This is a genomic window from Vibrio casei (assembly GCF_002218025.2).
GTDB classification, from domain to species: domain Bacteria; phylum Pseudomonadota; class Gammaproteobacteria; order Enterobacterales; family Vibrionaceae; genus Vibrio; species Vibrio casei.
Map to the genome: position 1 here is coordinate 247,971 of NZ_AP018680.1, position 26,892 is coordinate 274,862.

Annotated in this window: 27 protein-coding genes; 9 read left to right on the top strand and 18 right to left on the bottom strand. The window is 40.3% G+C overall.

The window, feature by feature from the left end; translation table 11 throughout:
* Positions 1–447 precede the first annotated feature (447 nt).
* A complete protein-coding gene (recG, locus tag VCASEI_RS01175; protein WP_089110505.1) occupies positions 448–2,529 on the bottom strand; it encodes an ATP-dependent DNA helicase RecG in 2,082 nt (693 codons plus the stop codon).
* A gap of 96 nt (positions 2,530–2,625) precedes the next feature.
* Here recG and VCASEI_RS19400 point away from each other — a divergent pair, with 96 nt between their 5' ends.
* Positions 2,626–2,802: a hypothetical protein gene (locus VCASEI_RS19400; protein WP_162620998.1), complete on the top strand. Its 177-nt coding sequence runs from the start codon at positions 2,626–2,628 to the stop codon at positions 2,800–2,802.
* 3 nt (positions 2,803–2,805) lie between these two features.
* On the opposite strand, the gene lpxL is transcribed toward VCASEI_RS19400, so the two are convergent.
* From lpxL to coaBC, 4 genes are read right to left on the bottom strand one after another with little or no spacing between them, the layout of a single operon-like run.
* Positions 2,806–3,780: an LpxL/LpxP family Kdo(2)-lipid IV(A) lauroyl/palmitoleoyl acyltransferase gene (lpxL, locus tag VCASEI_RS01180; protein WP_086962263.1), complete on the bottom strand. Its 975-nt coding sequence runs from the start codon at positions 3,778–3,780 to the stop codon at positions 2,806–2,808.
* A 15-nt stretch (positions 3,781–3,795) separates the two neighbouring features.
* A complete protein-coding gene (gene slmA, locus VCASEI_RS01185; RefSeq protein WP_086962261.1) occupies positions 3,796–4,386 on the bottom strand; it encodes a nucleoid occlusion factor SlmA in 591 nt (196 codons plus the stop codon).
* A 53-nt stretch (positions 4,387–4,439) separates the two neighbouring features.
* On the bottom strand, positions 4,440–4,898 hold the full coding sequence (gene dut / locus VCASEI_RS01190) for a dUTP diphosphatase (RefSeq protein WP_086962259.1): 459 nt from the start codon (positions 4,896–4,898) through the stop codon (positions 4,440–4,442).
* A gap of 17 nt (positions 4,899–4,915) precedes the next feature.
* On the bottom strand, positions 4,916–6,148 hold the full coding sequence (gene coaBC, locus VCASEI_RS01195; RefSeq protein WP_174208761.1) for a bifunctional phosphopantothenoylcysteine decarboxylase/phosphopantothenate--cysteine ligase CoaBC: 1,233 nt from the start codon (positions 6,146–6,148) through the stop codon (positions 4,916–4,918).
* A 395-nt stretch (positions 6,149–6,543) separates the two neighbouring features.
* Here coaBC and radC point away from each other — a divergent pair, with 395 nt between their 5' ends.
* From radC to mutM, 4 genes are all read left to right on the top strand, one after another.
* Positions 6,544–7,218 carry a RadC family protein gene (gene radC / locus VCASEI_RS01200; RefSeq protein ID WP_089110506.1) on the top strand — a complete coding sequence of 225 codons (675 nt, stop codon included), beginning with the start codon at positions 6,544–6,546 and terminating at the stop codon, positions 7,216–7,218.
* A 441-nt stretch (positions 7,219–7,659) separates the two neighbouring features.
* Positions 7,660–7,896 (top strand): 50S ribosomal protein L28, encoded by a 237-nt coding sequence (rpmB, locus tag VCASEI_RS01205; RefSeq protein ID WP_004728407.1) that lies wholly within the window; start codon positions 7,660–7,662, stop codon positions 7,894–7,896.
* Positions 7,897–7,909: 13 nt separating this feature from the next.
* A complete protein-coding gene (gene rpmG, locus VCASEI_RS01210) occupies positions 7,910–8,077 on the top strand; it encodes a 50S ribosomal protein L33 (RefSeq protein WP_002535344.1) in 168 nt (55 codons plus the stop codon).
* Positions 8,078–8,186: 109 nt separating this feature from the next.
* A complete protein-coding gene (mutM, locus tag VCASEI_RS01215) occupies positions 8,187–9,011 on the top strand; it encodes a bifunctional DNA-formamidopyrimidine glycosylase/DNA-(apurinic or apyrimidinic site) lyase (RefSeq protein WP_089110507.1) in 825 nt (274 codons plus the stop codon).
* Between the two features lie 281 nt (positions 9,012–9,292).
* Here the strand turns inward: mutM and coaD are convergent, their stop codons facing one another.
* Both coaD and VCASEI_RS01225 read right to left on the bottom strand, forming a co-directional pair.
* Positions 9,293–9,784, bottom strand: a complete 492-nt coding sequence (coaD, locus tag VCASEI_RS01220) for a pantetheine-phosphate adenylyltransferase (RefSeq protein WP_086962210.1) — start codon at positions 9,782–9,784, stop codon at positions 9,293–9,295.
* Between the two features lie 19 nt (positions 9,785–9,803).
* Positions 9,804–10,847, bottom strand: coding sequence for a glycosyltransferase family 4 protein (locus VCASEI_RS01225; protein WP_089110508.1), 1,044 nt, complete (start codon positions 10,845–10,847; stop codon positions 9,804–9,806).
* A gap of 165 nt (positions 10,848–11,012) precedes the next feature.
* Between VCASEI_RS01225 and VCASEI_RS01230 the strand changes: the two genes are divergently transcribed.
* A complete protein-coding gene (locus VCASEI_RS01230; RefSeq protein ID WP_086962206.1) occupies positions 11,013–12,014 on the top strand; it encodes an NAD-dependent epimerase in 1,002 nt (333 codons plus the stop codon).
* Positions 12,015–12,188: 174 nt separating this feature from the next.
* On the opposite strand, the gene VCASEI_RS01235 is transcribed toward VCASEI_RS01230, so the two are convergent.
* The 3 genes from VCASEI_RS01235 to VCASEI_RS01245 are packed head-to-tail and all read right to left on the bottom strand — an operon-like array spanning position 12,189 to position 14,783.
* Positions 12,189–12,920, bottom strand: a complete 732-nt coding sequence (locus VCASEI_RS01235) for a glycosyltransferase family 25 protein (protein WP_086962204.1) — start codon at positions 12,918–12,920, stop codon at positions 12,189–12,191.
* Between the two features lie 29 nt (positions 12,921–12,949).
* Positions 12,950–13,723: a glycosyltransferase family 2 protein gene (locus tag VCASEI_RS01240; protein WP_086962203.1), complete on the bottom strand. Its 774-nt coding sequence runs from the start codon at positions 13,721–13,723 to the stop codon at positions 12,950–12,952.
* 7 nt (positions 13,724–13,730) lie between these two features.
* Positions 13,731–14,783 carry a glycosyltransferase family 9 protein gene (locus VCASEI_RS01245; protein ID WP_086962201.1) on the bottom strand — a complete coding sequence of 351 codons (1,053 nt, stop codon included), beginning with the start codon at positions 14,781–14,783 and terminating at the stop codon, positions 13,731–13,733.
* Positions 14,784–15,023: 240 nt separating this feature from the next.
* Between VCASEI_RS01245 and VCASEI_RS01250 the strand changes: the two genes are divergently transcribed.
* Together VCASEI_RS01250 and VCASEI_RS01255 are read left to right on the top strand one after the other, a co-directional pair.
* Positions 15,024–15,752, top strand: a complete 729-nt coding sequence (locus tag VCASEI_RS01250; protein WP_086962443.1) for a 3-deoxy-D-manno-octulosonic acid kinase — start codon at positions 15,024–15,026, stop codon at positions 15,750–15,752.
* Positions 15,752–16,249 carry a serine O-acetyltransferase gene (locus tag VCASEI_RS01255; RefSeq protein WP_089110509.1) on the top strand — a complete coding sequence of 166 codons (498 nt, stop codon included), beginning with the start codon at positions 15,752–15,754 and terminating at the stop codon, positions 16,247–16,249. Before VCASEI_RS01250 ends, VCASEI_RS01255 begins: the two co-directional genes overlap by 1 nt.
* 1 nt (position 16,250) lies before the next feature.
* On the opposite strand, the gene waaA is transcribed toward VCASEI_RS01255, so the two are convergent.
* Genes waaA through lpxM form a run of 5 tightly spaced genes read right to left on the bottom strand, consistent with a single transcriptional unit; the run spans position 16,251 to position 21,784 of the window.
* Positions 16,251–17,528 (bottom strand): lipid IV(A) 3-deoxy-D-manno-octulosonic acid transferase, encoded by a 1,278-nt coding sequence (gene waaA / locus VCASEI_RS01260; protein WP_089110510.1) that lies wholly within the window; start codon positions 17,526–17,528, stop codon positions 16,251–16,253.
* A gap of 6 nt (positions 17,529–17,534) precedes the next feature.
* Positions 17,535–18,566, bottom strand: coding sequence for a lipopolysaccharide heptosyltransferase II (waaF, locus tag VCASEI_RS01265; RefSeq protein ID WP_089110511.1), 1,032 nt, complete (start codon positions 18,564–18,566; stop codon positions 17,535–17,537).
* A 31-nt stretch (positions 18,567–18,597) separates the two neighbouring features.
* Complete coding sequence (locus VCASEI_RS01270) at positions 18,598–19,689, bottom strand: glycosyltransferase family 9 protein (protein WP_089110512.1); 1,092 nt, start codon at positions 19,687–19,689, stop codon at positions 18,598–18,600.
* A 2-nt stretch (positions 19,690–19,691) separates the two neighbouring features.
* Positions 19,692–20,783 (bottom strand): glycosyltransferase family 4 protein, encoded by a 1,092-nt coding sequence (locus VCASEI_RS01275; RefSeq protein WP_089110513.1) that lies wholly within the window; start codon positions 20,781–20,783, stop codon positions 19,692–19,694.
* Between the two features lie 38 nt (positions 20,784–20,821).
* Positions 20,822–21,784 carry a lauroyl-Kdo(2)-lipid IV(A) myristoyltransferase gene (gene lpxM / locus VCASEI_RS01280; RefSeq protein WP_089110514.1) on the bottom strand — a complete coding sequence of 321 codons (963 nt, stop codon included), beginning with the start codon at positions 21,782–21,784 and terminating at the stop codon, positions 20,822–20,824.
* A 179-nt stretch (positions 21,785–21,963) separates the two neighbouring features.
* Here lpxM and VCASEI_RS01285 point away from each other — a divergent pair, with 179 nt between their 5' ends.
* Complete coding sequence (locus VCASEI_RS01285) at positions 21,964–23,085, top strand: glycosyltransferase (protein WP_089110515.1); 1,122 nt, start codon at positions 21,964–21,966, stop codon at positions 23,083–23,085.
* On the opposite strand, the gene VCASEI_RS01290 is transcribed toward VCASEI_RS01285, so the two are convergent.
* From VCASEI_RS01290 to VCASEI_RS01300, 3 genes are all read right to left on the bottom strand, one after another.
* A complete protein-coding gene (locus VCASEI_RS01290; RefSeq protein WP_162620999.1) occupies positions 23,004–24,131 on the bottom strand; it encodes an O-antigen ligase family protein in 1,128 nt (375 codons plus the stop codon). The genes VCASEI_RS01285 and VCASEI_RS01290 overlap by 82 nt on opposite strands.
* Positions 24,132–24,313: 182 nt before the next feature.
* On the bottom strand, positions 24,314–25,258 hold the full coding sequence (rfaD, locus tag VCASEI_RS01295; RefSeq protein WP_089110517.1) for an ADP-glyceromanno-heptose 6-epimerase: 945 nt from the start codon (positions 25,256–25,258) through the stop codon (positions 24,314–24,316).
* A 96-nt stretch (positions 25,259–25,354) separates the two neighbouring features.
* Positions 25,355–26,812, bottom strand: a complete 1,458-nt coding sequence (locus VCASEI_RS01300) for an MBL fold metallo-hydrolase RNA specificity domain-containing protein (RefSeq protein WP_089110518.1) — start codon at positions 26,810–26,812, stop codon at positions 25,355–25,357.
* Positions 26,813–26,892: the final 80 nt, after the last annotated feature.

Below are 26,892 nucleotides of genomic sequence, written 5' to 3' on the forward strand. Positions count from 1 at the left end.
GCTTTAATTAGATCTCTGATGTCGCCTTGCGGCTCCTCAGGGATGACGATTTTTTTGAAATTAGAATGCTGTTTCCGGTTATATTTTTCCGAGGCTAAAGACAGAGCTGATTATAATGTGAGAAAGTTGGAGAGCCGTCATCCTTGAGGAGCCTAAGCGACATCGAGGATCTATATACAGCGCGTGGTGATTAGATTCCCGCTCTGGCTAAGGCTCGGCAGGAATGACGTTTTTCTGTGGGTTTAGTGTTTCATGTAAAGCAACCGTGATTGCAGAACGACTCTGCCTAGGGACCAGAAACTAGGGGGTAGGAACCTTTATTTCATTTTTCACATTGAAGCTTTTATCTTTCCGAGCGGCGAGAAACGAAGTGTCCGATAAACGAGATTCGCTTTATTCTTTGCTTTCCCCACAACCCGAAGCGCTCTCGCACCTAACAACAATCTTTTATGCCTTCACATACTCACTACGTTCACCCAACCAACGCTCAACGATCGCTTTAGCATTGCTTGGATATTGCTGGTGGATGTGACGCGCAATGCGTTGTACTTCAGGAATTAAATATTGGTCACGTAGTAAGTCGGCGATTTTAAAATCTGCTACGCCAGTTTGCTTGGTGCCGAGTACTTCACCGGGGCCGCGGATTTCGAGATCTTTCTGGGCTATCACAAAACCATCGTTGCTTTCACGTAGTACCCCAAGACGTTTTTGCGCGGTTTTAGACAGTGGCGCGTGATAAAGCAGCACACAAGAACTAGCCACGGAACCTCGCCCCACTCGGCCACGTAGCTGGTGAAGTTGAGCTAAACCTAACCGTTCAGGGTTTTCGATGATCATCAAGCTGGCGTTAGGCACATCGACACCCACTTCAATCACGGTGGTGGCGACTAATAAATGCAACTCACCGGATTTAAATTTCTGCATCACTTGCTGCTTTTCGGTGGACTTCATGCGGCCATGCACCAAACCAATGTTGAGTTCAGGGAGTTGGCGTTGTAATTCTTCCGCAGTATCAGCCGCCGCTTGAGCTTCTAATACTTCCGATTCATCAATTAAGGTACATACCCAATAGGCTTGTTTACCTTCTTGGGCACAGGCAACACGAACGCGTTCGATAATGTCATTTCGGCGAGTATCAGCAATGGCAACGGTTTGAATCGGGGTTCTGCCCGGCGGCAGTTCATCAATGACTGAGGTTTCTAGATCGGCATAGGCAGTCATCGCCAATGTACGGGGGATTGGCGTGGCCGTCATGATCAACTGATGAGGATAACTGCCTTGTTTTTTGCCTTTTTCGCGCAATTCTAAACGTTGGTGGACGCCAAAGCGGTGTTGTTCATCAATGATCACTAACGCGAGATGATTAAATTCGACATGCTGCTGAAAGAGTGCGTGAGTACCCACTATCATCTTAGCTTCACCAGATGCAATACGTTCTAGCTGAGTTTGTTTTGCTTTACCGGTAAGTTTTCCAGCCAACCAACCAACTGAAATACCCAATGGCTCTAACCATTGGGCAAAATTAATCGCATGTTGTTCGGCTAATAATTCGGTCGGAGCCATTAATGCAACTTGATAACCTTGCTCCAATGCGTGAGTAGCTGCTAACACTGCAACTAGCGTTTTACCTGAGCCTACATCGCCTTGCACTAATCGCATCATTGGGTGTGGTTGTTGTAAGTCTTTTTCAATTTCCCCAACGATACGAGCCTGAGCATTGGTTGGAGTAAAAGGCAGAGTGGCGAGTAATTGCTGTTTGAGTTGGCTGCTACAAGTGAGTGGTAGGGCAATATCTTGCTGTCCTTTACTACGTACATCTAACATGGAAAGGTTTTGTGCGAGTAATTCTTCAATGATTAAGCGACGTTGCGCAGGATGTTTACCTAATTCAAATTGCTGCATATCAATGTCAGGAGAAGGGCGATGAATGGTATGCAATGCTTGGTTTAAGGTAATTTGATGATCGTATAAACCACTAGGCAGTAATTCAGTCACCGCAGAACTATCTAATAATTCAAGCGCTTGGTCGGTCAAACTCTTAAGGGTGTTTTGACGTAAGCCATCAGTGGTTGGGTAAATTGGGGTTAAGCTTTGCTCTAATGTTGGCGCATTACCGTCATTTAAAAAATGATAGTCAGGGTGCATGATCTCAAGCCCCATATTACCGCGTTTAATTTCACCATAAGCGTAGAGCGGACGACCTTCGGCAAAGCTGTTTTTCATACCTGCATTGAAGTTGAAAAAACGCAGTGTCAGAGTGCCATTGCCATCGCTAACTTTGACAGTCAGCATTTTTTTGCGGCCAAAATGGGTATCGCAACTCATCACTCGACCTTGAATCGCGACAAATAATCCAGCATGTAGTTTAGCCATAGGATAGATGCGAGTACGGTCTTCATAACGAAGCGGTAAATGAAACAGAAGATCTTGAATAGAATGAAGCCCAACTTTGGCTAATTTTTCAGCCACCTTCGCCCCAACACCAGAAAGGGAGGTTAATGGTACCGCGGAAAGGATTTGTGGTTGCATGTCGTTTCTCGTTGTTAGTTTATGGAGACTAGAAAATCGATACCCTAACCTAAATTCCCGTCATCCCTGAAGCGACGGAGGAGCTATCAGGGATCTATGTCCAGCGCGTTGTTAGTCGATTCTTGCTCTCGCTTAGGCTCGGTTAGAATGACGCTTATTAGCGAGGACGTTGCGCTCGGGAACCGAAAAGTAAAAGAGCAATTTCGAGTTATCAAAAGTGCGGATAAAGCTTTTTCTCGCAACTCGAAGCGCTCTCGGCTCTCCGCTAGCTAGTTTTTAATCTTTATATCGAATGCCTTTTTCTTGACCATCTGGCATGGTTTTAAATCGTTTATGCAGCCACATCCATTGATCTCCGCCTCGTAAGATCAGTTGCTCAACCGTTTTATTCATATGAATAGCTGCGCCTTCAGGATCTCGGCGAGGGAAGCCTGCGCTAATGTCTTGCTCAATACGGAAATCGTAACGAAAGCCAGTACGAAAGCATGATACCGGTAATACGGCGCATTTACTGGCATCGACTAAAACACTCGTGCCTGTAGTCGTACAAGCATCGGGAACGGCAAATAAAGGAACAAAGACGGCATTTTTGGGGCCATAATCGTGATCAGGCAAATAGAACAATTTCTTACCTCGACGTAATACTTTCAGCATGCCTTTAACGTCTTTTCTATCCACCATAATATTGCCACTACGGGTGCGTCCCCAATGCTGAATGAAATTATAAGCTGGATTGTTATGTGGGCGATATACACCATAACCTGGAGAAAATAATGCACAACAACGAGCCGTTAGTTCGACATTAAGGGCATGAACACCGCAAATGAGCGTACCTCGGCCTTGTTTTTCAAAGGTGGTTAAACGATCGACATGATGGAAGCCCACATGCTTTCTTAATCGCCAATTGGGCCAAAACCATGCGATGGCAGTTTCAAAAATGGCAAAACCCGTATTTTTGAAATTTTCCTTAACAACAAAGTCACGTCGAATATTACTGATATCAGGGAAACATAATTCAAGGTTACGTTGAGCGACTTTTACGCGCTTTTTAGCCACGAACATTGATAAATATCCAATGCTACGACCAATCCAAAACAAAACACGATAAGGCAGAATATTGACCAATATTGCCGTTAAGCTAAACCCTATCCAAATTAACCAATACTTAGGATGTAACAAGCGTATTGAGAATCTAGGAGGGACAAAATTAACTAATGACTCTTCTTTTTTTTCGGTATTTTCTGCTGTCATTCTTTATTCTCTAAATTACTCTATTTGTGCTTTCAATAACGCCCAATATTGGTCAAAGTTTTCGGTTGGTTGATACTTGAAGTCGGAACGTACAAACCGATTTAAACTGCCTTCTACCTGTCCCAATAATTGCGCGGCTAGGATGGACTCATCCACAGCGAAACTCTGGCCTTCTCGTATTTGTCTCTCACGAAGTATTTGACGCAACTGTGCTTCAATGCGATCAAAGAGTTGATTGATACGGCTGCGAAGACGCTCATTTTCAAACATTAAAGCATGACCAGACATAATACGAGATAAACCAGGATTACGTTCAGCAAAGGCTAATAACAATTGTAGGACTAAACGAATACGGTTCAAGGTGTCTTTTTCTTCGGCTAGAATCCGATTGATGCGTGATAATAAAGCGTCTTCAATAAATTCAATTAAGCCTTCAAACATGCGAGCTTTACTTGGGAAGTGGCGATACAGCGCGGCTTCTGAAACGCCAACTTGTTTTGCTAATTTTGCAGTCGTAATACGAGAGGCACCATCTGTTGACTCTAACATTTGTGCCAATGCCTGAAGGATTTCTTCACGACGGTTGGTTTTCTTTGGCCCGGCCATGTCTGTTCCTTGTTTTGAAAGCGTTATTAATAAGTGTTGCTCAACATTGGATGTTACTTCTTCCCTGAGTGTCCAAACCCACCTTCACCGCGATCGGTGTTATCAAAATCGTCAACAAGGTTAAATTCAGCTTGAATGATTGGCACGAAAACCAATTGAGCGATGCGATCGCCCGGTTCAATAGTAAAAGTATCTTGGCCACGATTCCAGACGGAAATCATTAATTGACCTTGATAATCTGAATCGATTAATCCAACGAGGTTACCAAGAACAATGCCATGTTTATGACCCAACCCCGATCGAGGTAAAATTGTTGCGGCTAAACTAGGATCACCAATATGGATGGCGAGACCAGTTGGTACGAGGTGCGTTTGCCCTGGCTCAACGGTTAAGGATTGATCCAAACAAGCACGTAAATCTAAACCTGCAGACCCTTCGGTCGCATAAGCGGGTAATGGGAACTGTTTACCAATACGAGGATCTAAAACTTTTAAGTCTATTTTCTTGGTCATGATCAATAGGTCTTCTTTTATTTCGAATATTGTTGATATTGTTCTGCCACAATGTCTAATAACTGTTTCGCTAAATGCTGCTTACACGCGGTTTCCAAGGCTTGTTCGCCATTTTTCCAATACAGGTGTAAGGCATTATCATTACTATTAAAACCTAAACCCTCTACGGACACATCGTTAGCACAAATCATGTCCAAGTTTTTCTTGGCGAGTTTACCGAGAGCGTATTTCTTAACATCTTGGGTTTCTGCTGCAAAACCTACCGTGAAGGGACGCTTGTCTTTTAATGCGGCGACAGAAGCAACAATATCGGGGTTTTTTACCATAACAATTTGCATTTGGTCGCTGTCATCAGTCTTTTTTATTTTTTGATCTGCTATCTGACTTGGGCGATAATCGGCCACTGCAGCACAACTGATGAAAATGTCATTGATTACCGCATGTTCCATCGCAGCCTTGTACATTTGCTCTGCGCTTTCAACATCAATACGTGTGACGTTAGCTGGTGTCGCTAATGCAACAGGGCCACTGATTAATGTGACGTCTGCGCCCATATTGGCGGCGGCTTCTGCAATCGCAAAGCCCATTTTGCCAGAACTATGATTGGAAATATAACGAACCGGGTCGATGGCTTCGCGAGTCGGGCCTGCGGTAATCGCGAGCTTAATATTTTGCAACGGCTTAGGACCAAAGAAGGCTTCACAATGGGCGACAAGTTCCATTGGTTCCAGCATTCGACCATAACCAACATCACCACAAGCTTGTTGTCCTGCTGCCGGTCCCCAAATCATCATGCCACGCTGAGTTAAGGCTGAGATATTCTCTTGTGTTGCAACATTGGCATACATTTGCTGATTCATCGCCGGAGCAACCGCTATCGGAGCGTTAGAGGCTAGAATTAGGGTCGTTAATAAATCATTTCCCATTCCCGCACGGAGTCGAGCGATTAAATCAGAAGTTGCAGGAGCTAATAATATGAGATCGGCCCATTTGGCGAGTTCAATATGGCCCATTGACGCTTCTGCAGCTGGATCGAGCAAGCTATCCGATACCGGTCTGCCAGACACCGCTTGCATGGTCAGCGGGGTAATAAATTCTTTTGCCGCAGGTGTCATGACAACTTGTACTTGAGCGCCACGTTCAATTAAACGACGAGTTAAGTCTGCACATTTATAAGCCGCAATGCCGCCACTGATCCCTAATAGGATTTTTTTACCAGACAAGCTTTGTGGAATTAAGCTTTGTTCAATCACAATAAAGCACCCAATTTAATGTTGTTAAGGCGTTTTTGTTTAAGTCTATCCTGCCATAACGTGATGATGATACGATAACTGCAAAGGTCATTATTAATTAACTCAGGCTCGATAGCGAGTAAAAATAGCCGAGTTGGAATGCTTCTAAGTTATCACATCTTTTTGATCGAGAGAGCGATCAAAATCGATAATCTTACTTGATCAAGCTTTGAATTAAATGATCAATCGATGAAAGAAAATTTCGAGCCAACTATCATTTTATCTGTAACGGGGTTTTGTAAACGCCATTATTAAGATCTCACGATGTTTTTCCCTTGTTCAGTTTGAGTATGGCCTTAGAGGCTGCTTTTATCTCATCTTTATTATCCATGTGGAATACAAAGTAGCCAGTTATGTCTTTAAAATTACTTCCAGAGGAATCTCGTCCAAGAGAAAAGTTACTCGCCCGTGGCGCACCATCATTGTCGGACGCTGAATTATTGGCTATTTTCTTGCGAACAGGACTGCAAGGAATGAACGCAATTGAATTGGCGGATTTTTTATTAAAAGAATTTGGGTCGCTTCGAGCTTTACTTGCTTCAACACAAGAAGAATTTTGCCAACATAAAGGATTAGGGCCGGCAAAGTTTGCTCAATTACAAGCGGTTGTTGAAATGACGAAGCGTTATTTGGCAGAGACAATTAAAAGAGGTGATGCTCTTACCAGCCCAGAACAAACTAAACATTATTTAAGTAGTGTATTACGTGATAGGCATAGAGAAGCTTTTTACGTGTTGTTTTTAGATAATCAACATCGTGTCATCAGTGATGAAGTTATGTTTGAAGGTACGATTGATTCGGCATCGGTTTATCCACGAGAAGTCGTCAAGCGTTCGATGCATCATAATGCTGCTGCTTTAATTCTTGCACACAATCATCCATCAGGCATTGCAGAGCCTAGTGATGCCGACAGAAGAATAACTCGACGATTAGTTGATGCATTAGCATTGGTCGACATTCGGATCCTTGATCATTTTGTTGTAGGAGATGGTGAGGTAGTATCGTTTGCTGAGAGAGGATGGATGTAGATTCGCTTTGTGTGGGGGAAAAGAAGGTTTCTGGTTTCGAGTTCCTAATTTCAAGGAAAAGAAAAATGTGTGTTGTAATTAACTTGTTATTTATTCTTGATTTTTTTAGGAACGAGGAATAAGCAACCAGTCGCTCATACTCCAATTGATCGTTGAACTGAAATTAGCGCCGCTTTTTTCTTGTTAGTCGCCAAAAATCTGCTACAATCCGCGCACTAATTTTATAGAACCTAATTCAGCTCTGTGTTCTAGTGTAAAGCGTTCAAAAACTGCTTTGCTTAAAAAAAGATCGCGTTTTTCTTAAAAAGGATCCGTACAGGTCTTGAGCTATGCAAGTCAAGTTAGTATAATGCGCGACCTTTGATAGCCTTGGTTATGGTTTTCCATAGCGGTTTTTGCCCCAAGGTGATATCGAGCTGAAACGATTTGGAGAAGACATTCATGTCCCGAGTATGCCAAGTAACTGGTAAGCGTCCTGTAACGGGTAACAACCGTTCACACGCACGAAATGCTACCAAGCGTCGTTTTCTGCCGAACCTACAAACTCACCGTTTCTGGGTAGAAAGCGAAAAACGCTTTGTTAAACTACGTCTAACTGCTAAGGGTATGCGTATTATTGATAAGAAAGGCATTGATGCTGTTCTTGTTGATATCCGTGCTCGTGGCGAGAACGTATAAGAGGAATTGAACAATGGCTAAAGGCATTCGTGAGAAAATCCGTCTAGTATCATCTGCTGGAACTGGTCACTTCTACACAACTGATAAGAACAAACGTAACATGCCAGGTAAATTTGAGATCAAGAAATTTGATCCAGTAGTTCGCCAGCACGTTATGTACAAAGAAGCTAAAATCAAGTAATTGATTCTACCCTCTTTAAAAGATTAAAACCCAGACTACTTCGGTAGGCTGGGTTTTTTGTTTTAAAGGTTTTAGACTATGAATATACAGTTGATAAAGGAGATTCCCCATGCCTGAATTACCAGAAGTTGAAGTGAGCAGAATGGGGATAACCCCACACCTTCTTAATCAAACCATTCAAAAAATTGATGTTCGTCAGCCTAAATTACGCTGGCCGATACCAGAAGAAATCTTGAGCTTACAAGGTCAGGTGATTCGTCAAATCCGTCGCAGAGCGAAATATCTGTTGATTGAAACCGACATGGGTACCGCCATTATTCATTTAGGTATGTCGGGTAACTTACGGATACTAGATCAATTTATTGAACCCAATAAGCATGATCATGTGGATCTTACATTAACTAATGGCAAAGTGTTGCGTTATCACGATCCGAGACGTTTCGGAGCTTGGTTATGGTGTGAAACAGGTACTGAGCATGATGTTATGAGTCATTTAGGGCCCGAGCCTTTAACTGATGGCTTTAATGCTCAATATTTATTTGAAAAAGCCCAGAGTAGAAAAATCGTTACTAAGCAATTCATTATGGATAACAAAGTGGTTGTGGGAGTGGGGAATATTTATGCGAGTGAGTCTTTATTTGGTTCGAAAGTGCATCCGAAAACACTTGCCAATCAGTTGACACTGAAACAAATTACGGTATTGGTTGATGAAATAAAGAAAGTGTTGGCTCGAGCAATCACTCAAGGTGGTACAACGTTAAAAGACTTTAATCAGGCAGATGGCAAACCGGGTTATTTTGCTCAAGAGCTTCAAGTCTATGGTAAAGCAGGAAAACCTTGTCCTATTTGTTCTGAGCTGATTCAAGAAGAAAAGATTGGGCAGCGGAACAGTTTTTATTGTGAAGGCTGTCAAATCAAAGATGGCGCTAAGTGACTGACTGATCGACATTCAGCGTGTTGTGAGCAGATTCCTGCTCTCGCGAAGGCTCGTCAGGAATGACGAATGTTTTTGTTTTGAGAAAACGCTCAAGTAGATAATAACCGTCACCCCTGAAGTGGCAAAAGCTCTCAAAGTTGATAATAATCGTCATCCCTGAAGCGACGAAGGAGCTATCAGGGATCTAAAACAGCGCGTGGTAAGTCGATTTCCGCTCTCGTTAAGTTAAGGTTTTGCTTGAAATGAGCGACTAGAAACTCGTCACCTTTATTTGACCTCTAAGTTTTAACTCGATCCTTTACCTTCTCTACCACGTACGGATGTAAAAATTGATCCACATTCCCGCCATGAATTGCGACTTCCCGAACAATGGTCGATGATAAAAAGGCAAACTCTTCGGTTGGAGTCAGAAAAACACTTTCCAATTCGGGCATCAGCTTTTTATACATGCTCGTTAAGCCAAATTCGTATTCATAGTCGACGGTGGTGCGTAAGCCACGAATCAAAATATTAGTCTTTTGCTGTTTTGCAAAGTCGACCAACAGACCAGAAAAACCAATCACACTAACATTCTCGATACCTTTGGTGACTTCTTTGAGCATGTCGACACGTTCATCTAAAGTAAACATGGTTTTTTTACTTGGGCTCTCAGCGACCGCAACAACGATACTGTCAAATAAACGAGCACTGCGTTTAATTAAATCAAAATGACCATTGGTAATAGGATCAAAAGTACCGGGATAAATAGCTGGTGTGATTAACTTGGTCATGAGTTTGCCCGTTAAATTATTAGTTAAGTGACGTTTGAGAAATCTGAGTATAAATTTCTTTATATAAGGATGAAGTGTACACAATATCAAACTGTTTGAGTTTTTCTTTGCCCCCCATTTGGATCTTACGTCGTAATGAACGGTCATTTTCTAATTGATTAATCTGCTTAGCGAGTTGCTTTGTGTTTCCCGGTTCGCTGAGTAGGCCGGAAATTTCATGGTCAATAATGTCAGGAATTGCACCAGTATCAGAGCCAATTATCGGTAAACCTGCACGTATGGCCTCTAGAATGACAGTACCTGTATCTTCAGAATAAGCAGGATGAATCAACAAGTCAGCAGAGGCAAACCAAGTCCCGATATCTCTTTGTTTTCCCATAAAGCTTACGTTGGTGAGACCACGCGCTTTATGCTCTAATGCTTCTCTTTCTGGACCATCACCCAGCAGTAAAAATTGAACTCTAGGGTTACTGACACCGAGCAATTTTGCAGCGGAAACTGTGTCATCAAAGCCTTTGTGTTTCATCATTTCGGCGGAATGGATAACAATGAACTTACCGCGAAATTGATTCCAGATTTGATCCACTTTATTTTGGTCAATGGGATAATTTATGGGTGAGCTTGGTATTCTGTAGACTTTAGAATGGTGATAAATCTCTTCAATTTTTAAAACCATTTCCCGGTTTAACCCCACCAATGCTACTGCTTTATTGTAGGCAAGGCTTAATAACCATTTATTGCTTAATAAATCATCTACACGGTGAGTGATCAAATAAGGCACGCCATATAATAGGTGTTGAATTAGTGCCCAATAAATTGCTCGTTTTTCATGGGCATGAATCGCCGTGCAATCTTGTGTGATTTTTTTACTGTGAGCCTTGGTGAAGTGTTTTGCTAACACGACTTTACAACCCAATTTACGAACTTCTTGTATGAGTTCACTTTTAGGGTTCATCACGACAATGAGATCATAACCTTCACGCAGCTGTTGTTTGATGAGTTGCAGAATTTGGCGGTCACTATCGTTGCAGCCACAAGCCAGATTAACATGGCATATTTTCATTAGAATCAGTTTAAATAAGAGTAGGAACTGTTTACTAGTATTTCAAAATGGGAAAAGTAAATCTATCAATATTAATGAATTTATTATTCGCTGAGCCTTGTGAGTGGTTATTATGGTTAGAGTGGATTAAAATCAACACACTATAATCAATCGGTGGAAAGTGACATGAAATACTTAGTAACAGGTGCAGCGGGTTTTATTGGCTCAGCGGTGGTTGAACGTTTATGTCAAGCAGGGCACCAAGTTATTGGTATCGATAATTTAAACGATTATTACTCCGTTGAGCTAAAACATGCACGTTTAAACCGCGCTAAACATCAAAACTTCACTTTTATTGAATTGGATTTGGCTGATCGCGATGGTATCGCGGGATTATTTTCGGAGCACGGATTCCAAAGAGTGATTCATCTAGCGGCGCAAGCCGGAGTTCGTTACTCAATTGATAATCCAATGGCTTATGCTGATAGTAACTTAGTTGGACACCTTACTATTTTAGAAGGTTGTCGCCATCATAATATAGAACATTTGGTTTATGCCTCTTCTAGTTCAGTTTATGGCTTAAATCAAAAAATGCCATTTGATACCGCCGATAGTGTTGATCACCCCATTTCGTTGTATGCGGCCACCAAAAAATCCAATGAATTAATGGCGCACACCTATTCGCATTTATATGGCGTTCCAACAACAGGGTTACGTTTTTTTACGGTATATGGTCCTTGGGGACGGCCTGATATGGCATTATTTAAATTTACTAAGGCGATGGTTGAAGGTAAGCAAATAGACGTTTATAACAATGGCAATATGCAACGAGATTTTACTTATATAGATGATATCGTTGAAGGTGTAGTTCGCATCCAAGATGTAATACCGGAAAAAAATGAAGAATGGTCAGTAGAAACAGGCTCGCCGGCTACCAGCTCTGCACCTTATAAAGTTTATAATATAGGCAATGGCAATCCGGTTAAGTTGATGGATTTCATTGAAGCATTAGAAACATCGCTAGGTGTGGAGGCGAAGAAAAACTTCATGGCGATGCAACCCGGTGATGTATATGCTACTTATGCTGATACCCAAGATTTATTTGAAGTGACAGGATACAAGCCTGAAATGTCTGTGAAAGAAGGGGTTGAGAACTTTGTTAAGTGGTATCAGGCGTTTTATAGCTAAATGCTCTAAACATCATTATTAAATAATAATAACAAGGTTAACGATGCCTTTAACCTTGTTATATTGGATTATACCCAAGTGACTTCAAGATGCAGAATTCAGAGCTATCATCCAGGTTTTTAGACAAGGACAATTTATGAAAGAAAGCACCTTTTGAATAAATCTATATAAAGTTTAAGTATATTTAGTTTTGATGAACATCCCCGCATTAACAAGCGCTACAATACAGAAGGTTGAAATACGGTAAATTGTGCGTTTCAGTGCAATGATTGGTGTTCTTATTCTTTGTGCTCTATCACCAATAATTGAAGGGGCTGTACCCGTTTTTACTGCTGGAGGCATGACACCATGGATAGGCTGTCGGTGTAGGTAGGTGTGACGTAAAAATAAATCAACAGGCATTTTAAACTGCTGACTGCTGCTAATAAAAGCTTTCGCACACTTGGGGGAAATAATATAACCCGTAGTGCATTGGGGAATTTTGAATAAATAATACAGATTGGTATTTTTGCCGGTTTGGATCTTTGTAAATAACTTAGTTTTCCAAGGTTCAATGCGAATAAAGCCTTTTTTCGATATCCATTGCTCACAATCATTAATGATTTGAACAAAGTCATCTTGTACTGTTAAATCATCTTCAAGAACCACAATAGGTTCATTTAATTCGCATGCTTTCTCCCACGCTAAATAATGACTCGCGTAACAACCTAGCTCCCCAGCTTTCGCTTCACGACCACGATTGATGATGTAGTGAGCTCTATCATAACGATGCAACAGTGGATGTTTATTTTCTCTGCCATTGACAGCATCAATAAATTCAAATGCGATTCCTTTGCTTGATAAACTGTCGGTGACATGCTTACGGCGTTCAACAGAGGTCGGCATGCTAATAACAAAGGTTTTCATAAAAGCCTTATATAATAAATGTTAAATATTTAATGATTATCTTTATTAGATGATCTGAGCCACAAATCAGCGTATTTGCAGAATGTGTTGTTCATGGTCAGCCAAGCTAAAATAAAGCCTCGTTTTCCATCTAGAAAGCCGAGCCTAATAATGTACATTTTTATGAAACTCGCAAAGCCATGCACTAAAGCGGTCGAAAAACTTGATTTCTTTTTACCTTCTTTATCATCAGCCCATATTTTTATGTATTTAGTATTTTTATTAATACATTGATGCAACGAGTCATAAGTGTAGTGATGAAGTTTTCCTTGTAGTTTATGTATTTTCGTTCCACGAGGTTCTTCGACTTTTTCATGTACCATTGCGTCATTATATTGAGTCAGCTTAGTCGGGTATAAGCGTACTAACCAATCGGGAGACCAGCCTGAGTGTTTGATAAATTGTCCAAATGCAGAACTTAGTCGGTCCACTTTGTAAAGGCTATCCAAAGGATGGGTTTGTACTGCTTCCAAAATACTGGATTTTAATTCTGAAGTGACCCGTTCATCGGCATCTAGCCATAATACATAATCACTGGTTACATAAGTTTGAGCCAATTGACGTTGTGGCCCAAAACCTGGCCAATTGCTATTAACATAAAACTTATCCGTGTACTGTCTGGCGATGTCTTCTGTACGATCGGTACTGCCTGCATCTAAAATAATGATCTCATCGACCCAATCTTTTACGGTGTTAAGGCAATCGGCTAAATGCTTTTCTTCATTTTTGACGATTAGTGCAACGGCTAGTGTCGGTTGATTCATATGTACCTCAATGAGATGCCTTTGAAGAAAGTATATCGAATTGTTGAATAACGGATTCTAAGCTTATTTCCTTCATTAGATCAGAGCCTTTTGCTCTTGTACTCCAAGGCAGTTCTGAAATAGGTTTACCGAATTGTTTTAAAATGCAATCCTCATAAACGCTGACGATAGAATCTTGGTTTAAATAAGGGCCGGTACGTTTAGGATTACTGTGGGCATATAATCCTATAACGGGTGTACCCTGTGTGGTCGCCATGTGAGCAGGGCCTGAATCTGGAGCAATAACGATGTCCGCTTTATTTAATATGGCTAATAGCTGCTTGAGGCTCGTCTTTCCGATTAAGTTTGTCGCTCGGTGCGTCATCATTTGGCGAATATTGTTACCGAGTTGGATCTCTCTCTCACTGGGAGAGCCACAAAGTACAACCTGATAACCCTTATCTATTACGTAATCAGCAAATTGAGCATAGCGATCAGTTAACCAATTTCGTTCATCTTTACTTGCGGCGGGACAGATAGCGACAATTCTTTGATCAGAAAGCTTTAAAGCATCGAGCCACTCTTTCTCTTGTGTTGCAATAGGTATATGCCAGTTTGGTTGGTCTTTAGGTACGCCTAAATACTCAATAAAGGATAGGAAACTATCTAAAACATGTTGAGACTGGACATCATCAATGCGTTTATTAGTGAATAGCCATTGGGCTTCTTTAGCACGTTGTTTATTGAATCCGACTTTAAATTTTGCGGGGATACCAAGCGTTAAAATACTGGCTCGTAACGCCAATTGCATATGAATTAAGGCATCAAATTGTTGGTGTTTCACTTGCTGCCAAATTACTTTCATTCCTGAGTAACCCGCTTTTTTATCAAAGATGATGAACTCGATACCGGCTAAGCCTTCCAATAACTGTGCTTCAACCTTCCCTATGATCCAGGTTATTTTGGTTTCAGGCCAATGTCTTTGTACTGCTTGTACGGCAGCAACCGCATGACACACATCACCAATGGCAGATAAACGCAGAAAACACAATGATTTAGGTGCAGAGGTAAATAAAGGCATAAAGGTATCATGTTGTTGAAAGTTGAATTGATTATAGGTGAATACCTAAGGGGTGGCTAGAGTGAGTATGTTGCAGAATGAGTTTGAATCGGTTGGATTTTTGTTCAAAGTAACAATATGGTGTCTGTTTTGTTGAGGGGAGTTGATTATACTTTTTGCATCATCGTATTTCCTTCTACTTTCCTTATGGTTTTCATGGATAGAGGAGACACAAACCACATTTCTCGCTATTCTATGCTTATGAAAACTTTGAAATCATATAAGCACGTTATTTGGTTTGATGAAACCTTAATTGATCATTGCGTTGAGCAGGCTTTTGACCCTGATTATTGGCATGCTCAAAATAAAGTTTTAGGTTCAGCTGAAGGGCGTGGAACTACTTGGTTTGTACAGACGGATATTTTACCTGCGGCACTTCGACATTATAAGCGCGGTGGGTTATTTGGTAAGTTGATCAAAGACCATTATTGGTTTATTCAGTGGCATAAAACTCGAAGTTTTGAAGAATTTCAGCTCTTACAGCATTTAGTGAAAGCTGGCGTGAATGTACCCAAGCCAATTGCTGCTCGCGCCGTTAAGCGAACGTTGTGTTATCAAGCCGATATTTTGACTCAAAAAATTGAAGGTGCTCAAGATCTTGTGACTATTCTACAAAGTCGAACCTTAGAACCTGAGGTTTATCAATCGATAGGCGTGCAAATTAGACAATTACATGATGCCAATGTAAATCATACCGATCTTAATATTCATAATATTTTATTAGACAGAGACAATAAGGTTTGGCTGATTGATTTTGATAAATGTTATAGAGAGAGATCTGAGATGGAAATCAATCAGGTGGGCTGGAAAAAATCGAACTTAGATCGATTATTGCGCTCTTTTTATAAAGAAAAAAGAAAAGTGTCTATTAAATGGGGTGAACATAGAGATTGGGAAATGCTCCTGTCAGGATATAATAAGAATTTATAATGATTATATATACTTATATAAAAAGCCGTTCTCGAGCGGGGTTAAATCGAAAGCTGAGACATGATGTTCAGCTTATGAATTGGTTATTTACTAAAGGCTGGGATTTTTTTGCTAAAAACCAAGAGATTAGAATTCATCGTTTGTATAGTTGTGAAATAAAAAGAGGGGCAACAATACCTGTTAGCACCAACTTTATTCATACAGTAGGGATTGTTATCGGCAATAATGTTGTTTTGGAAGAGAATGTAAGAATTTTTCAAAATGTGACATTGGGGGCTGCAGAACGACCTTCAGATTATTCGTCTCGTTCCGATGCTATGCCAAAGGTTTGTAAAAATGTTACTTTGTGCGCAGGTGCCGTTATTATTGGGGGCATTGTGGTTGGCGAAAGTTGTGTGATTGCCGCAAACGCAATTGTAACAAAAGATGTACCACCTTTCAGTTTGGTGACCGGTGTGAACAATGTTCGTTCACTGATAAAAACGGAGAACTCATAATCTATACAATGAGTTTTTGTATTTCAGAAAGACTTTTTACGGTCGCACCTGTATTTTTTTGGACAAACGCCATGGCGATTTTAGATTGAATCACCGCTTTTTGAGGGTCACTAAATATTTGAATAATATGCTGACTTAATTGATCAGAGTTTTCAATTATGGACGTTGCTCCACACGCGATGAGTTGGTTGGCTATATCATGAAAGTTATAAAAACTAGGGCCGATTAAGGTTGGAATACCAAGCGCGGCAGGTTCTAATAAATTATGCCCTCCCACTTTATCGCCAAGTAAACTCCCCCCCATAAAACACACATCACTTGCGCGAAGTAATAGCATCATTTCACCCATGGTATCGGCTAAATAGACTTGAGTTTGTTGGGATTGATTATTCTTATCGGTACGACGCTGGGTACAAAAATCTTCAGAAATGCAAAGTTGATAAACATCATTAAAACGTTCTGGATGACGAGGAACGATAATCAATAGCGCATTAGGGTGTTGCTTTAATACTGCACGGTGAGCATTCAGTACCTGCTTATCTTCACCTTCATGGGTGCTGGCCGCTATCCAAATTGGTCTTTTTTCCCCTAACGTTTCTCTGAGTAAAGTGCCTGATTGATGTATTTCATCTGGGACTTGAATATCAAACTTTAAACTGCCGGTTACTTTTACATTATCTTTAACGACGCCTAGTTGAATAAATCGATCGGCATCGTCTTGGTGCTGACAAAGAATCAAAGATAAATTTTTGGCGAGTAGATCAAAAATACGTTGGAATTTTTTGTATTTTTTAGCAGAGCGTTCCGACAATCGAGCATTAATTACCGTAATAGGAATACCAGTTTTTGCCACATGATGTAGGGTGTTTGGCCAAAGCTCGGTTTCCATAATGAGCATGACTTTCGGACGTATGCTACCTAAAAAACCTTTGATCGCAAAAGGAAAGTCCAGTGGCATATACCTATGTTCCGCAATGCCTGCGAGTTTTTTAGCTTGTTGAGCCCCGGTGCTCGTTGTTGTGGTAATGATGATGGGAGTCTTCGGATATTGTTGATGAAGCGCGCGAATAAAGGGGGTTGCTGCGATCGTCTCGCCTACCGATACGGTATGTATCCAGATAGGAGAAGCGGTTTGATCATGCAAAGGTGGCGTGTGACCAAAATGCTCTTTCCAGCGGGAGCCGAAAGTCGGTTTTCCCGGTTTTTTCTTATACAAACCAAATAATAAAATGGGTGAAACTAAAGTAAGAAAAAAAGTGTAGAAATAGCGAATCACAATAGCCCCTTATAAGGATTGATAAGCGGTCAGCACTTGCTGAGGTGTGAGATCTTTCAAGCACTTTAAATGCCCTAATGGGCACTCGCGTTTAAAGCAAGGACGACAATCTATGTCGGTATGAACAATCGCTACTTTTTTCGCTAATGGTGGCGTGTACTTCGGTGATGTCGACCCATATACACCAATCACTTGGCATCCTACGGCAGCCGCCACATGCATTAAGCCGGAATCATTACTAATAACAGTTTCACATGCCCCAAGTAAATCCACAGCTTCTATTAAACTGGTTTTTCCGGCTAAATCGAAAACGTGATTTTGATTTTCTGGGGCGACTGCATATTTAATGGCTTCGGTGGTGGGTTGATCTTTTGGTGAGCCAAACAGCCATATTTGTTTTCCCTGAGAAATCATTTCATTTGCAACAAAGGCATAGTGTTCAACCGGCCATTGTTTTGCAGGGCCGAATTCGGCACCAGGACATAAGCCGATGATGACGCGATCCTGATTAATGGTAAATTTCTCAATCGTGTGACTCTGAGTAAAGTTATCAATATGCAGATTTGGTTTTGGAAGATTTTCAAGACCAGCTAAGGAAGACGAATCAATCATGTTTTCTTTTGGATGTGCGAGGGCAACATAGCGCTCTATCATATATTGAAAGGCTTTTTTATTTGGTCGTAAATCGTTAAGCAGACCATAACGCATCTCACCTTTCCAACCCGTTCTGACTGGGATTCTAGCAAACCAAGGGATCAAGGCCGACTTGGCCGAATTAGGTAGAATGAAAGCATGAGTATAATCTTGTTGTTTTAGTTCTTTGCCTAAGGCTCTACGGCCGAGTAAATTAAAATCACCATGACCAAGAGGCATCTCAATCGCTTGATGAACTTCTGGCATACGCTCTAAAATTGGCTTACACCAAGCAGGAGCAAGGACATCGATCAATGCTTCAGGATGTTGTTGCTTTAGCGTAATGTAGAGTGATTGTGACATCACCATATCGCCCACCCAAGATGGGCCAATGACCAGAATTCTCATGATTATCTCAATTATATAAGGGGGTATTCTTTTATGATTTTATCAGGCTTTTTCGCTTGGTTGTAAAATCATTCCAATCAAACTCATGCACAAATACTCGGTGATATTCGGTATTTGGTTTTGGGTTAAGGATAATTTCTGTGTGCTTGGCGATAGGGCACCACTCTGCAATGTTTTGAGTGTTATCACCAAAAACAGCTAAAGTCGGCGTATTTAATGCGCTGGCCATATGTACAACTGAGGTATCTGTCGTAAAGCAAAGATCAACTTGGCTTAATAAACGAAGTGTCAGTTCCAATGATGGTACTTTCGATGCCAAAGAAACTCTTGGATTGTTTAGATCCAAAATAAGACTTTCTAATGCTTCAATTTTGCCTGGTACGGGAATAAGGTGAAGATGGTCGTTGGGGAATTCATTCAACCAAGCGTTTAAAAAGTTTAAAGAATAAGGGGGATTAAATTGTCGATATTTACTGGCGCCAAAGAGATTAATCGCGACATGATTATGATGTTCCGATAAAGCAAATGTTTCTACATGTGCAAAGTTCAAAACTGGTAAATCGATATCGTTATCTAGAATTTCTGAGATAAACAGTTGCGCGGCTTGTAAATAACGCTGCTTAAAATGAATAAATTCTAATGGCACATTGTGGGTGAAAATTGGGTGTTTTTCTTTGTCGTAGCCAATGTTAAAGGGTGCACCTAAATGATAGATCGCGGCTAACTCCTTGAAGCTAAAGTAAGTACCTAGATCAACTAAAGCATCAAACTGACCTCTGTATTGCGCAAAACTTTCGGCATTTTTTACGCTTCTTCCACCACATAAAATAATGTCACATTCTGGGAAGATTTTTTTAAACCAGTCCGCACAGAAGGTTTGGGTAATGATCGTGATTTTTATATCCGGTCTATGCTGCCGCATGGCTGATAAGAATGCACCACACATAATCGCATCACCCAGTTTGTTATCCCAGCGTAATAATGCAATGGAGTGAATATCTTCCCATTGTAATTTATCTTCATTAGAAGGAGCGTGATCATAACGTTTAATATAACGGGCTAATTTCCAAGACTTTCGTTTTTCTCGGATGCGTCTAACCTGATTTTTTAAGGCTTTAATCACTGTTATCGCTCCATTAAACTACGGAAGAACTCTATGTGGTTTTGGGCCGTTTGCTGGACCGAAAAGTGTGTCACTAACTGTTCCTGAGCCCGTTTCCCCATTGATAGCCGTAATGCTTTATTGTCACATAGGCGTTGGACTTTTTCAGCAATGGCTTGAGTATCATTAACTGGGACTACAAATCCAGATTCGCCATCGACGATCAATTCTTTACTGCCCCCCGTTGTGGTGACAATCGAGGGAATGGCCATCGCCATGGCTTCTATAATCGTTTTAGGAAGGCCTTCACCACTAACAGAAGGCTGAATTTGTATATCACTGCTGGCTAAAATTTCAGGGACATCTGTTCGGTAGCCTAAAAAGTGAATCCGCTCTTTCATTCCACTCTTTTGAGCTAGAGCGAGATTTTCTTGTGTGTCCATGTCTCTGCCGACTAACACAATATGTAGGTTTTCAATATGGGAAAGCATTTTTGCACTTGCGAGTAAAATATGTACCCCTTTGCTTGCTCTCGCATTGGCGATACAAGTGACAATGACAGCATCCTTTGGGATATTGAGCTGATCACGATCTAAAGGTGAGGTCTGATACCATGTTAAATCGTGTCCTTTATAGATGGTGGTGACTTTATCCTTATTTCCCCATACATGCTTTTTAACATCATCCGTTACTGCTTGAGCGACGCAGCTAATGCCATCCACTCTTGGGTGTAAATGAGTTAAATAGGCGCTAGGATCATGACGATATAGCCCTCCTACGGTTCCTCTATAAGTCACCATCTTTGTTTTCTTAAAACCAATACAAGCAAAAGCGGCGTTGGGAATCGTTTTGGAATTCATGGCATACACAATATCGTATTGAGTCGATTTGAGTTCTGCTCGTAAGGTTTTAATCGTATCGCAGCAAATTTTCTTACTTGGGTAGCAGTCAATAATTTTAATGCCATTATCTATGAATCTAGGAACATACTCTGCTTTGCCTTGTGTGACTACCGTTACATTATGGCCCAACTTGACCATTTCGATGAACATTTCTGCTTCAGGACGAACACTATTCCAAGCATCCATATAAGAACTAAAAATTAAGATATTCATATTTAATCTACTTAAATCAAAATGTAAAAAACGATCACTTAGCGTTGCTTATAAGGATTTTGATGGCTATCTGGACGCGTCTTTAATAAACGTAAAATCCACATATATTGATCTGGTTTTTGAGTGACATATTCTTCAATACACTCATTCATCATACGTGCATCTTGATGTTCATCACCGGTAGGAAAGGGAAGTGCGGGATAAAAATCTAGCTCATATTGACCCGTTTCACTGTTATACATAGCGAATAGAGGAACAATTTTTGCCTTACTTAATTTTGCCAAGCGACCTAGCCCTGAAATGGTCGCTTTTTGGGTCGAAAAAAAGTCGACAAAGACGCTGTGATCACGACCAAGATCTTCATCTGGCAGGTAATAACCTAAGTAACCATCTTTTCGAACTGACTTAATAAAAGGTTTAATGCCAACACTGCGATCATATACACGGCCACCGTATTGAACCCGTTGTTTGTGCATCAGCCAATCTGCGACCAGGTTTTTTTGGCTTTTTGCCATCGCCGAAACAGGAAGCCCGCGCGATGCGAGTAAAATAGCAGGAATGTCGATAGCCCAAGTATGCGGAACCAATAAAATGACTCTTTCATCTTGAGCTAAGATCGCTTCGACATGTTCGAATCCACGAATAGTAGTGTTTTTTTCAAGCCATTGTTTATTACGTAAACTGGTTGAAGCGAAACTCATCATAAACATGATGGCGGTTACGTACATGTTATATAACATGGTTTCACGTTCGGATTCAGCTTTGCCTGGAAAGCACATAGATAAATTGACACGAGCACGCTTTCCCGCACCAGATTTTGGCTTTACCGCTAACTTCGCGAGCGATTGAGCCAGTGATTGCTTAATACTTTTAGGTAAAAAACTTGCCAAGCATGCAAAGAAAACCGCAATCCAAGTGCCCCAATATTTAGGCGCTAAAAATCCCCACTGAAATTTGGGATTGTATGCATATTCATCAAAATCGTCGCGCTGTTGAGTCATAAAATAGACCTAGAGAATGTGGTTAAAATAGATGTATATTCTATTGATTGTGTTGGTATTGATCGCTTTACTTGAAATTGTAAGGTAGTGCATGACTTTAGACAATCCTAAACCGCCATCTTATGTTAAGCTAACACTAAGCCTAACTGACAATTATGAAAGAATACATGAGATAACCCATGCGCATTAAGTTTTTTATTCGCGACTTAAAAATAGAAGGTGTTCAAGTCGTGACGGTGAGGTTGGCGAAAATTTTAGCTCAACACGGGCATGAAATCGAAATTCTAACGTTATTTGATGATCAACACCTTGAAGTACCAACGAATATTCAGGTGACATCGCTCTTTGCTAATCAGAGTGCTAAAAATTTAAAAAAAGAGTATCTCAGTATTTTTCGCCAATGGTACCAGCAGCATTATTCTTCATTTGATTGGTTGATAGCTTCTCATGGTGAAACTTCAAAAGTCATTTCTAGGTTTGATGATCGAAAGTGTATTCAATACATTCATAACTCTGATGAATATACTTATGGAAAAAAATCCATCGCCAGAAAGTGGCGGTATCGATATAAACAAAGAAAATTATTAAAGAATAAACATGTACTATGTGTTTCTGACAGTATTCACCATTTTATGGCTAATGAGGTCAATGCAAAAGCATTATCAATCAACACCCTATATAATCCGTTCGATATCGAATTCATTAAAAAACAAGCTCAAGAGTCGATTCGTCCTATTGCGGATCAATATATTATCTTTGTAGGTCGACTGAGTATCCAAAAACGAGTGGATCGATTATTAAGAGCGTTTTCTTTCATTAAAGATAAATCAATAAAGTTAGTTATCATGGGAGAAGGGGAGGAGGAACCTTTTCTTCGGTGTCTCACTCAAGAATTAAATTTACAAGATAGAGTTCAATTCCATCCTTTTGTTAAAAATCCGTTCCCTTACATTCACAATGCGAGGATGTTATTACTAACCTCTGATCATGAAGGTTTACCTACCGTCATCATTGAAGCTTTGACTTGCCAAACCACCGTTGTCAGTACCGATTGCCCATCAGGGCCAAATGAAATAATGACGAATGGATTTGAAAAAGGTTTAGTCGACTCTTATTGCCCAGAAAAAATTGCGAACACCATTGATCAAATGTTAGAAGAAAAACCTCATCACAGGAATGAATATGATGAGGTAATTCATAGGTTCTCGGAAACTGTGGTTTATGAACGATTGATATCGTTATTATCTTCTTGGGAAGGTGGAATAGCCATGGAAAATAATAATAATAATAATGCAAAATAACCAAGCGCTAAATGAGCGAAAGGCACATCGGTTAAGCTAGCTATAAATAACCCCAATAATAAATATTTAGGCAATGATATTTGGCTTCCTTGATAAATACACCAGGCTATGGATAAAAATAATAGTAGGCCAATAAGCCCATTTTTAACTGCCATGTCAATATATTGATTGTGGTAATGCATGGTGTTGTATTGATAAGCTACTTGGGTGATTAATCCTTGTTCATAATGCTTTTTAAATTCAGAACGAAAATGGTCATTACCAATGCCTAATATGGGGTAGTCCATAATAGTATGAGCGCCACTAATCCAAAACTGGAATCTAAGTCCTATCGATGTGCCCATATTGTTATTCTGTAATTGTTGAATTTCGGATAATGTTTGATCATATCTTGATTGAATTTCATTTTTTTGGAGAACTGCCATACCTCCTAGTAAGATGATGATCATCGGGATGGTTTTAAAAATAGTTGATTTGGATTTTTTATATAAAAAATGAATGAAATACAGAATGAAAACACTGATTAATGCTAAAAATACCCCTCTCGATTCAGTAAAAAAAATAGCGGATGTTGATACAACAGCGGAAACTATTAATAAACATTTAATGACCCAGTGTTTATGAATAAGAGCGTGGTAGCATTGGCTTATTGCCGCTAATAAACAATAGGTTGCAAAGGGAATTGCATTCAAAGGTCCGACACGGTTTGGTTCCATTCCCACCAAGCGTTGTGCATGTAGTGTAAATTCATAGTGGTAGATAAATATCGCCAAGAGGAAACCATTGGCAATCAGTGCTCCTATTAACCAATTTTTATCAAAGCGCTCAAGAGGAAAGAGATAAAAGTAAGCAGATGTTAATAATACAACCCGTATCAGGCCTTCATCTGCTCCATGATAGAGCTGTAAACCAAATAAGTAGAGAGCAAAAATCAACATGGCTAGGCAAGTATAGCGTTGTTGTTTAGGTTTACTTTTTAATGACCAGCTAGATTGTCGATATTTGATCAATAATGCCACAATTGCCACGACAAGCACTTTCGTCATAATCGAGCGGCCTTCATCAAGCAGGCAAAGACCTGTGCCGAGCCAAATGAAAGGCAGATAAATAAGCAAGGTGAGAAGTTTTTGAATGTACTGCTGTATATATGACTGCATAAGGCTCAATATAAAAAAGAAAATAAAAGCGTTCATTTATTGAAGGAAGTGAGCATGAACGCGAAAGTTAATTATTGATTAATTTCAGCTAAATATTCAGTGACACCTTGGGCTACGGTTTTAAATTTCACATCGCAACCTGCTGCGCGAAGCTTATCTAAATTGGCTTGAGTGTATTCTTGGTAAGCACCTTTTAAATGCTCAGGGAATGGGATGCTTTCAATGGTGCCTTTGCCATGATGGTTTACAACCGCTTCTGCAACTGCTCTGAAAGGTTCAGCCTTACCAGTGCCGCAGTTGAAAATACCTGAAACTCCCGATTCCATAAACCATAAGTTCACTTTGCAAACATCACCAACATAAATGAAATCACGTTTAAACTCGTCGCTACCTTCAAATAACTTGGCGTTTTCACTAGCAAGTAATTGATTATTTAAGTGGAAAGCAACAGAAGCCATACTGCCTTTGTGTTGCTCTCGTGGGCCATAAACATTGAAGTAACGGAAACCGGTAATTTGCGAAAGCTCTTCACCATGCTCTTTGGCATCTGCCCACAAGCGACGTACGTAGTTATCAAATTGTTGCTTTGAATAACCGTAAACGTTTAGTGCGCCTTCGTATTCAGGCTCTTCGATAAAACTATCGCCTTGCGCGCCATAAGTGGCCGCTGAAGAGGCATAAAGGAAAGGAATTTGGCGTTCAATGGAATAGTGCAAAAGCTCTTTAGAATATTCGTAGTTATTGAGCATCATGTATTTACCATCCCATTCGGTAGTGGCAGAACAAGCACCTTCATGGAAAATGGTATCAATTGGACCGAAATCATCACCAGCCATGATTTGAGTTAAGAAATCATCACGATCCATGTAATCGGTAATGTCTAAATCGACTAGATTTTTAAATTTATGACCATCCGTTAAATCATCGACAACTAAAATGTCTTTATGACCAGCTTCATTTAACGCTTTAACAATGTTGCTGCCAATCATGCCAGCGCCGCCAGTAACGATAATCATATTTACTTCCTAGAGAAATTAAAACTGAGATTTTTGAAGTATATCAGAAGAAAGACTTAGCGCGAAAACATCTCAATGCCTAGCGTTATTTCTCTGTTAACTTTCAATAAGGCAGCCTTGTAATGTGTTAAGTTTTTGAAGTTGATCTTTAAATTTTTGCTTGGTTTTAGGCTCGCTATGAATCAAAAAAATCGTTTTCGGCGGTGTCGGAATACCTTGAATGAAAGTGATTAAATCATCTTGATCAGCATGGGCAGAATAGCCAGACATAGTATGAATGTGAGCATTTACTTTCACTTGTTCATTATCAATTCTGACATTATTTTGCCCATTTTGTAGTTCTCGGCCGAGCGTTCCTTGTGCTTGATAGCCCGCCAAAATCACATCAGTACGTTTATCGGGTAATAAAGCTTGTAAGTAATTCATAATACGACCGCCATTACACATACCACTCGCAGCAACCACAATCGCCGGCTCATTTGTTGAAGCTAATCGGTTGACTAATCTTTGATGCTCTTTATGGCTATCTATGGTAATCAACTGTTCAAATGATAATGGGTGCCTATCAATATTTTGATCCGCTCCAATACATTCGTCGTTCCATAGTTGCTTAAAACGTTCGTATTCTTTAGTGACGTTTAAGGCAAGTGGAGAATCTAAAATAATCGGCAGTTTCTGCCAAAAATCATCGGCTGTGGTTTCTGTCTGAATGCTATGTTCAATGAGCCGTTCTATATCAAACAAAATCTCTTGCGTACGCCCCACACTAAAGGCGGGAATTAAAATCACACCACCATCTTGTAGAGACTTTTTCACGATTTTTTCTAGCCTTAGTGAGCGAGTACTTACATCCTCATGGTGCTTGTTACCATAAGTAGTTTCAATCACTAAATAATCTGCTCGTTTTGGTGAAATAGGATCGGGTAACAGCGGTGTATTGCTTGGCCCTAAGTCACCTGAAAAAACAATCACCTCACCATTTGGCAATGTGATTTCGATATAAGCCGAACCCAGAATATGCCCAGCAGGTTTGAAACAAAATTGTACCGAGTGCGCTTCTTTGCTCTTGTGCTCTTCATCTAGGGACAAGGAACTAGGAACTTGTCTTCCCTCAATGTTTTTCAATTGATGATAATCCACCGACACGATCATTCTTTCAATCTTGTCTAAAATTAACTTACGCTGTTTGCTATTTAGCCCCAATTGAAGCTTTAAACCATCATCTAACATTAATGGTATAAGCACAGCGGTTGCTTTGGTGCAATAAATCGGTTTATCAAATCCCGCCGCGAGTAACCAAGGCAGGCGACCAATATGATCAATATGGGTATGAGTGACGAGTAAGGCCTCAATATGGCTGATATCAAATTCGATATTGAGATCTGAGGCAGAATCAGATCTGGTGTCATTCCCTTGAAATAAGCCACAATCGATTAAAATACCAGAGCCGTTAATACGCAGTTCATGACACGATCCAGTAACCGTATTTTTACCACCATGATGGAGAAGGAAGTAATCATATTTATGGTGTAACCGATACTTGCTAGTGCCCATAATAAAACCTTATTAATCGTTTTGAACCTGTGATTTTAAATGAATGATAAGGATTTTATGTGAATGATTCAGATGGAAAG

Excerpts from the sequence above, each read along its gene's own strand:
- lpxM (WP_089110514.1), bottom strand. The coding sequence starts at position 21,784 with ATGACTCAACAGCGCGACGATTTTGATGAATATGCATACAATCCCAAA.
- VCASEI_RS01255 (WP_089110509.1), top strand. The coding sequence starts at position 15,752 with ATGATTATATATACTTATATAAAAAGCCGTTCTCGAGCGGGGTTAAAT.
- radC (WP_089110506.1), top strand. The coding sequence starts at position 6,544 with ATGTCTTTAAAATTACTTCCAGAGGAATCTCGTCCAAGAGAAAAGTTA.
- VCASEI_RS01235 (WP_086962204.1), bottom strand. The coding sequence starts at position 12,920 with ATGAAAACCTTTGTTATTAGCATGCCGACCTCTGTTGAACGCCGTAAG.
- mutM (WP_089110507.1), top strand. The coding sequence starts at position 8,187 with ATGCCTGAATTACCAGAAGTTGAAGTGAGCAGAATGGGGATAACCCCA.
- VCASEI_RS01275 (WP_089110513.1), bottom strand. The coding sequence starts at position 20,783 with ATGAATATCTTAATTTTTAGTTCTTATATGGATGCTTGGAATAGTGTT.
- VCASEI_RS01290 (WP_162620999.1), bottom strand. The coding sequence starts at position 24,131 with ATGACGAAAGTGCTTGTCGTGGCAATTGTGGCATTATTGATCAAATAT.
- VCASEI_RS01225 (WP_089110508.1), bottom strand. The coding sequence starts at position 10,847 with ATGAAAATATGCCATGTTAATCTGGCTTGTGGCTGCAACGATAGTGAC.
- rfaD (WP_089110517.1), bottom strand. The coding sequence starts at position 25,258 with ATGATTATCGTTACTGGCGGCGCTGGCATGATTGGCAGCAACATTGTT.
- lpxL (WP_086962263.1), bottom strand. The coding sequence starts at position 3,780 with ATGACAGCAGAAAATACCGAAAAAAAAGAAGAGTCATTAGTTAATTTT.
- VCASEI_RS01300 (WP_089110518.1), bottom strand. The coding sequence starts at position 26,812 with ATGGGCACTAGCAAGTATCGGTTACACCATAAATATGATTACTTCCTT.
- VCASEI_RS01250 (WP_086962443.1), top strand. The coding sequence starts at position 15,024 with ATGAAAACTTTGAAATCATATAAGCACGTTATTTGGTTTGATGAAACC.
- VCASEI_RS01285 (WP_089110515.1), top strand. The coding sequence starts at position 21,964 with ATGCGCATTAAGTTTTTTATTCGCGACTTAAAAATAGAAGGTGTTCAA.
- rpmG (WP_002535344.1), top strand. The coding sequence starts at position 7,910 with ATGGCTAAAGGCATTCGTGAGAAAATCCGTCTAGTATCATCTGCTGGA.
- VCASEI_RS19400 (WP_162620998.1), top strand. The coding sequence starts at position 2,626 with ATGTCCAGCGCGTTGTTAGTCGATTCTTGCTCTCGCTTAGGCTCGGTT.
- waaF (WP_089110511.1), bottom strand. The coding sequence starts at position 18,566 with ATGAGAATTCTGGTCATTGGCCCATCTTGGGTGGGCGATATGGTGATG.
- slmA (WP_086962261.1), bottom strand. The coding sequence starts at position 4,386 with ATGGCCGGGCCAAAGAAAACCAACCGTCGTGAAGAAATCCTTCAGGCA.
- recG (WP_089110505.1), bottom strand. The coding sequence starts at position 2,529 with ATGCAACCACAAATCCTTTCCGCGGTACCATTAACCTCCCTTTCTGGT.
- coaD (WP_086962210.1), bottom strand. The coding sequence starts at position 9,784 with ATGACCAAGTTAATCACACCAGCTATTTATCCCGGTACTTTTGATCCT.
- dut (WP_086962259.1), bottom strand. The coding sequence starts at position 4,898 with ATGACCAAGAAAATAGACTTAAAAGTTTTAGATCCTCGTATTGGTAAA.
- VCASEI_RS01245 (WP_086962201.1), bottom strand. The coding sequence starts at position 14,783 with ATGCCTTTATTTACCTCTGCACCTAAATCATTGTGTTTTCTGCGTTTA.
- VCASEI_RS01240 (WP_086962203.1), bottom strand. The coding sequence starts at position 13,723 with ATGAATCAACCGACACTAGCCGTTGCACTAATCGTCAAAAATGAAGAA.
- rpmB (WP_004728407.1), top strand. The coding sequence starts at position 7,660 with ATGTCCCGAGTATGCCAAGTAACTGGTAAGCGTCCTGTAACGGGTAAC.
- VCASEI_RS01230 (WP_086962206.1), top strand. The coding sequence starts at position 11,013 with ATGAAATACTTAGTAACAGGTGCAGCGGGTTTTATTGGCTCAGCGGTG.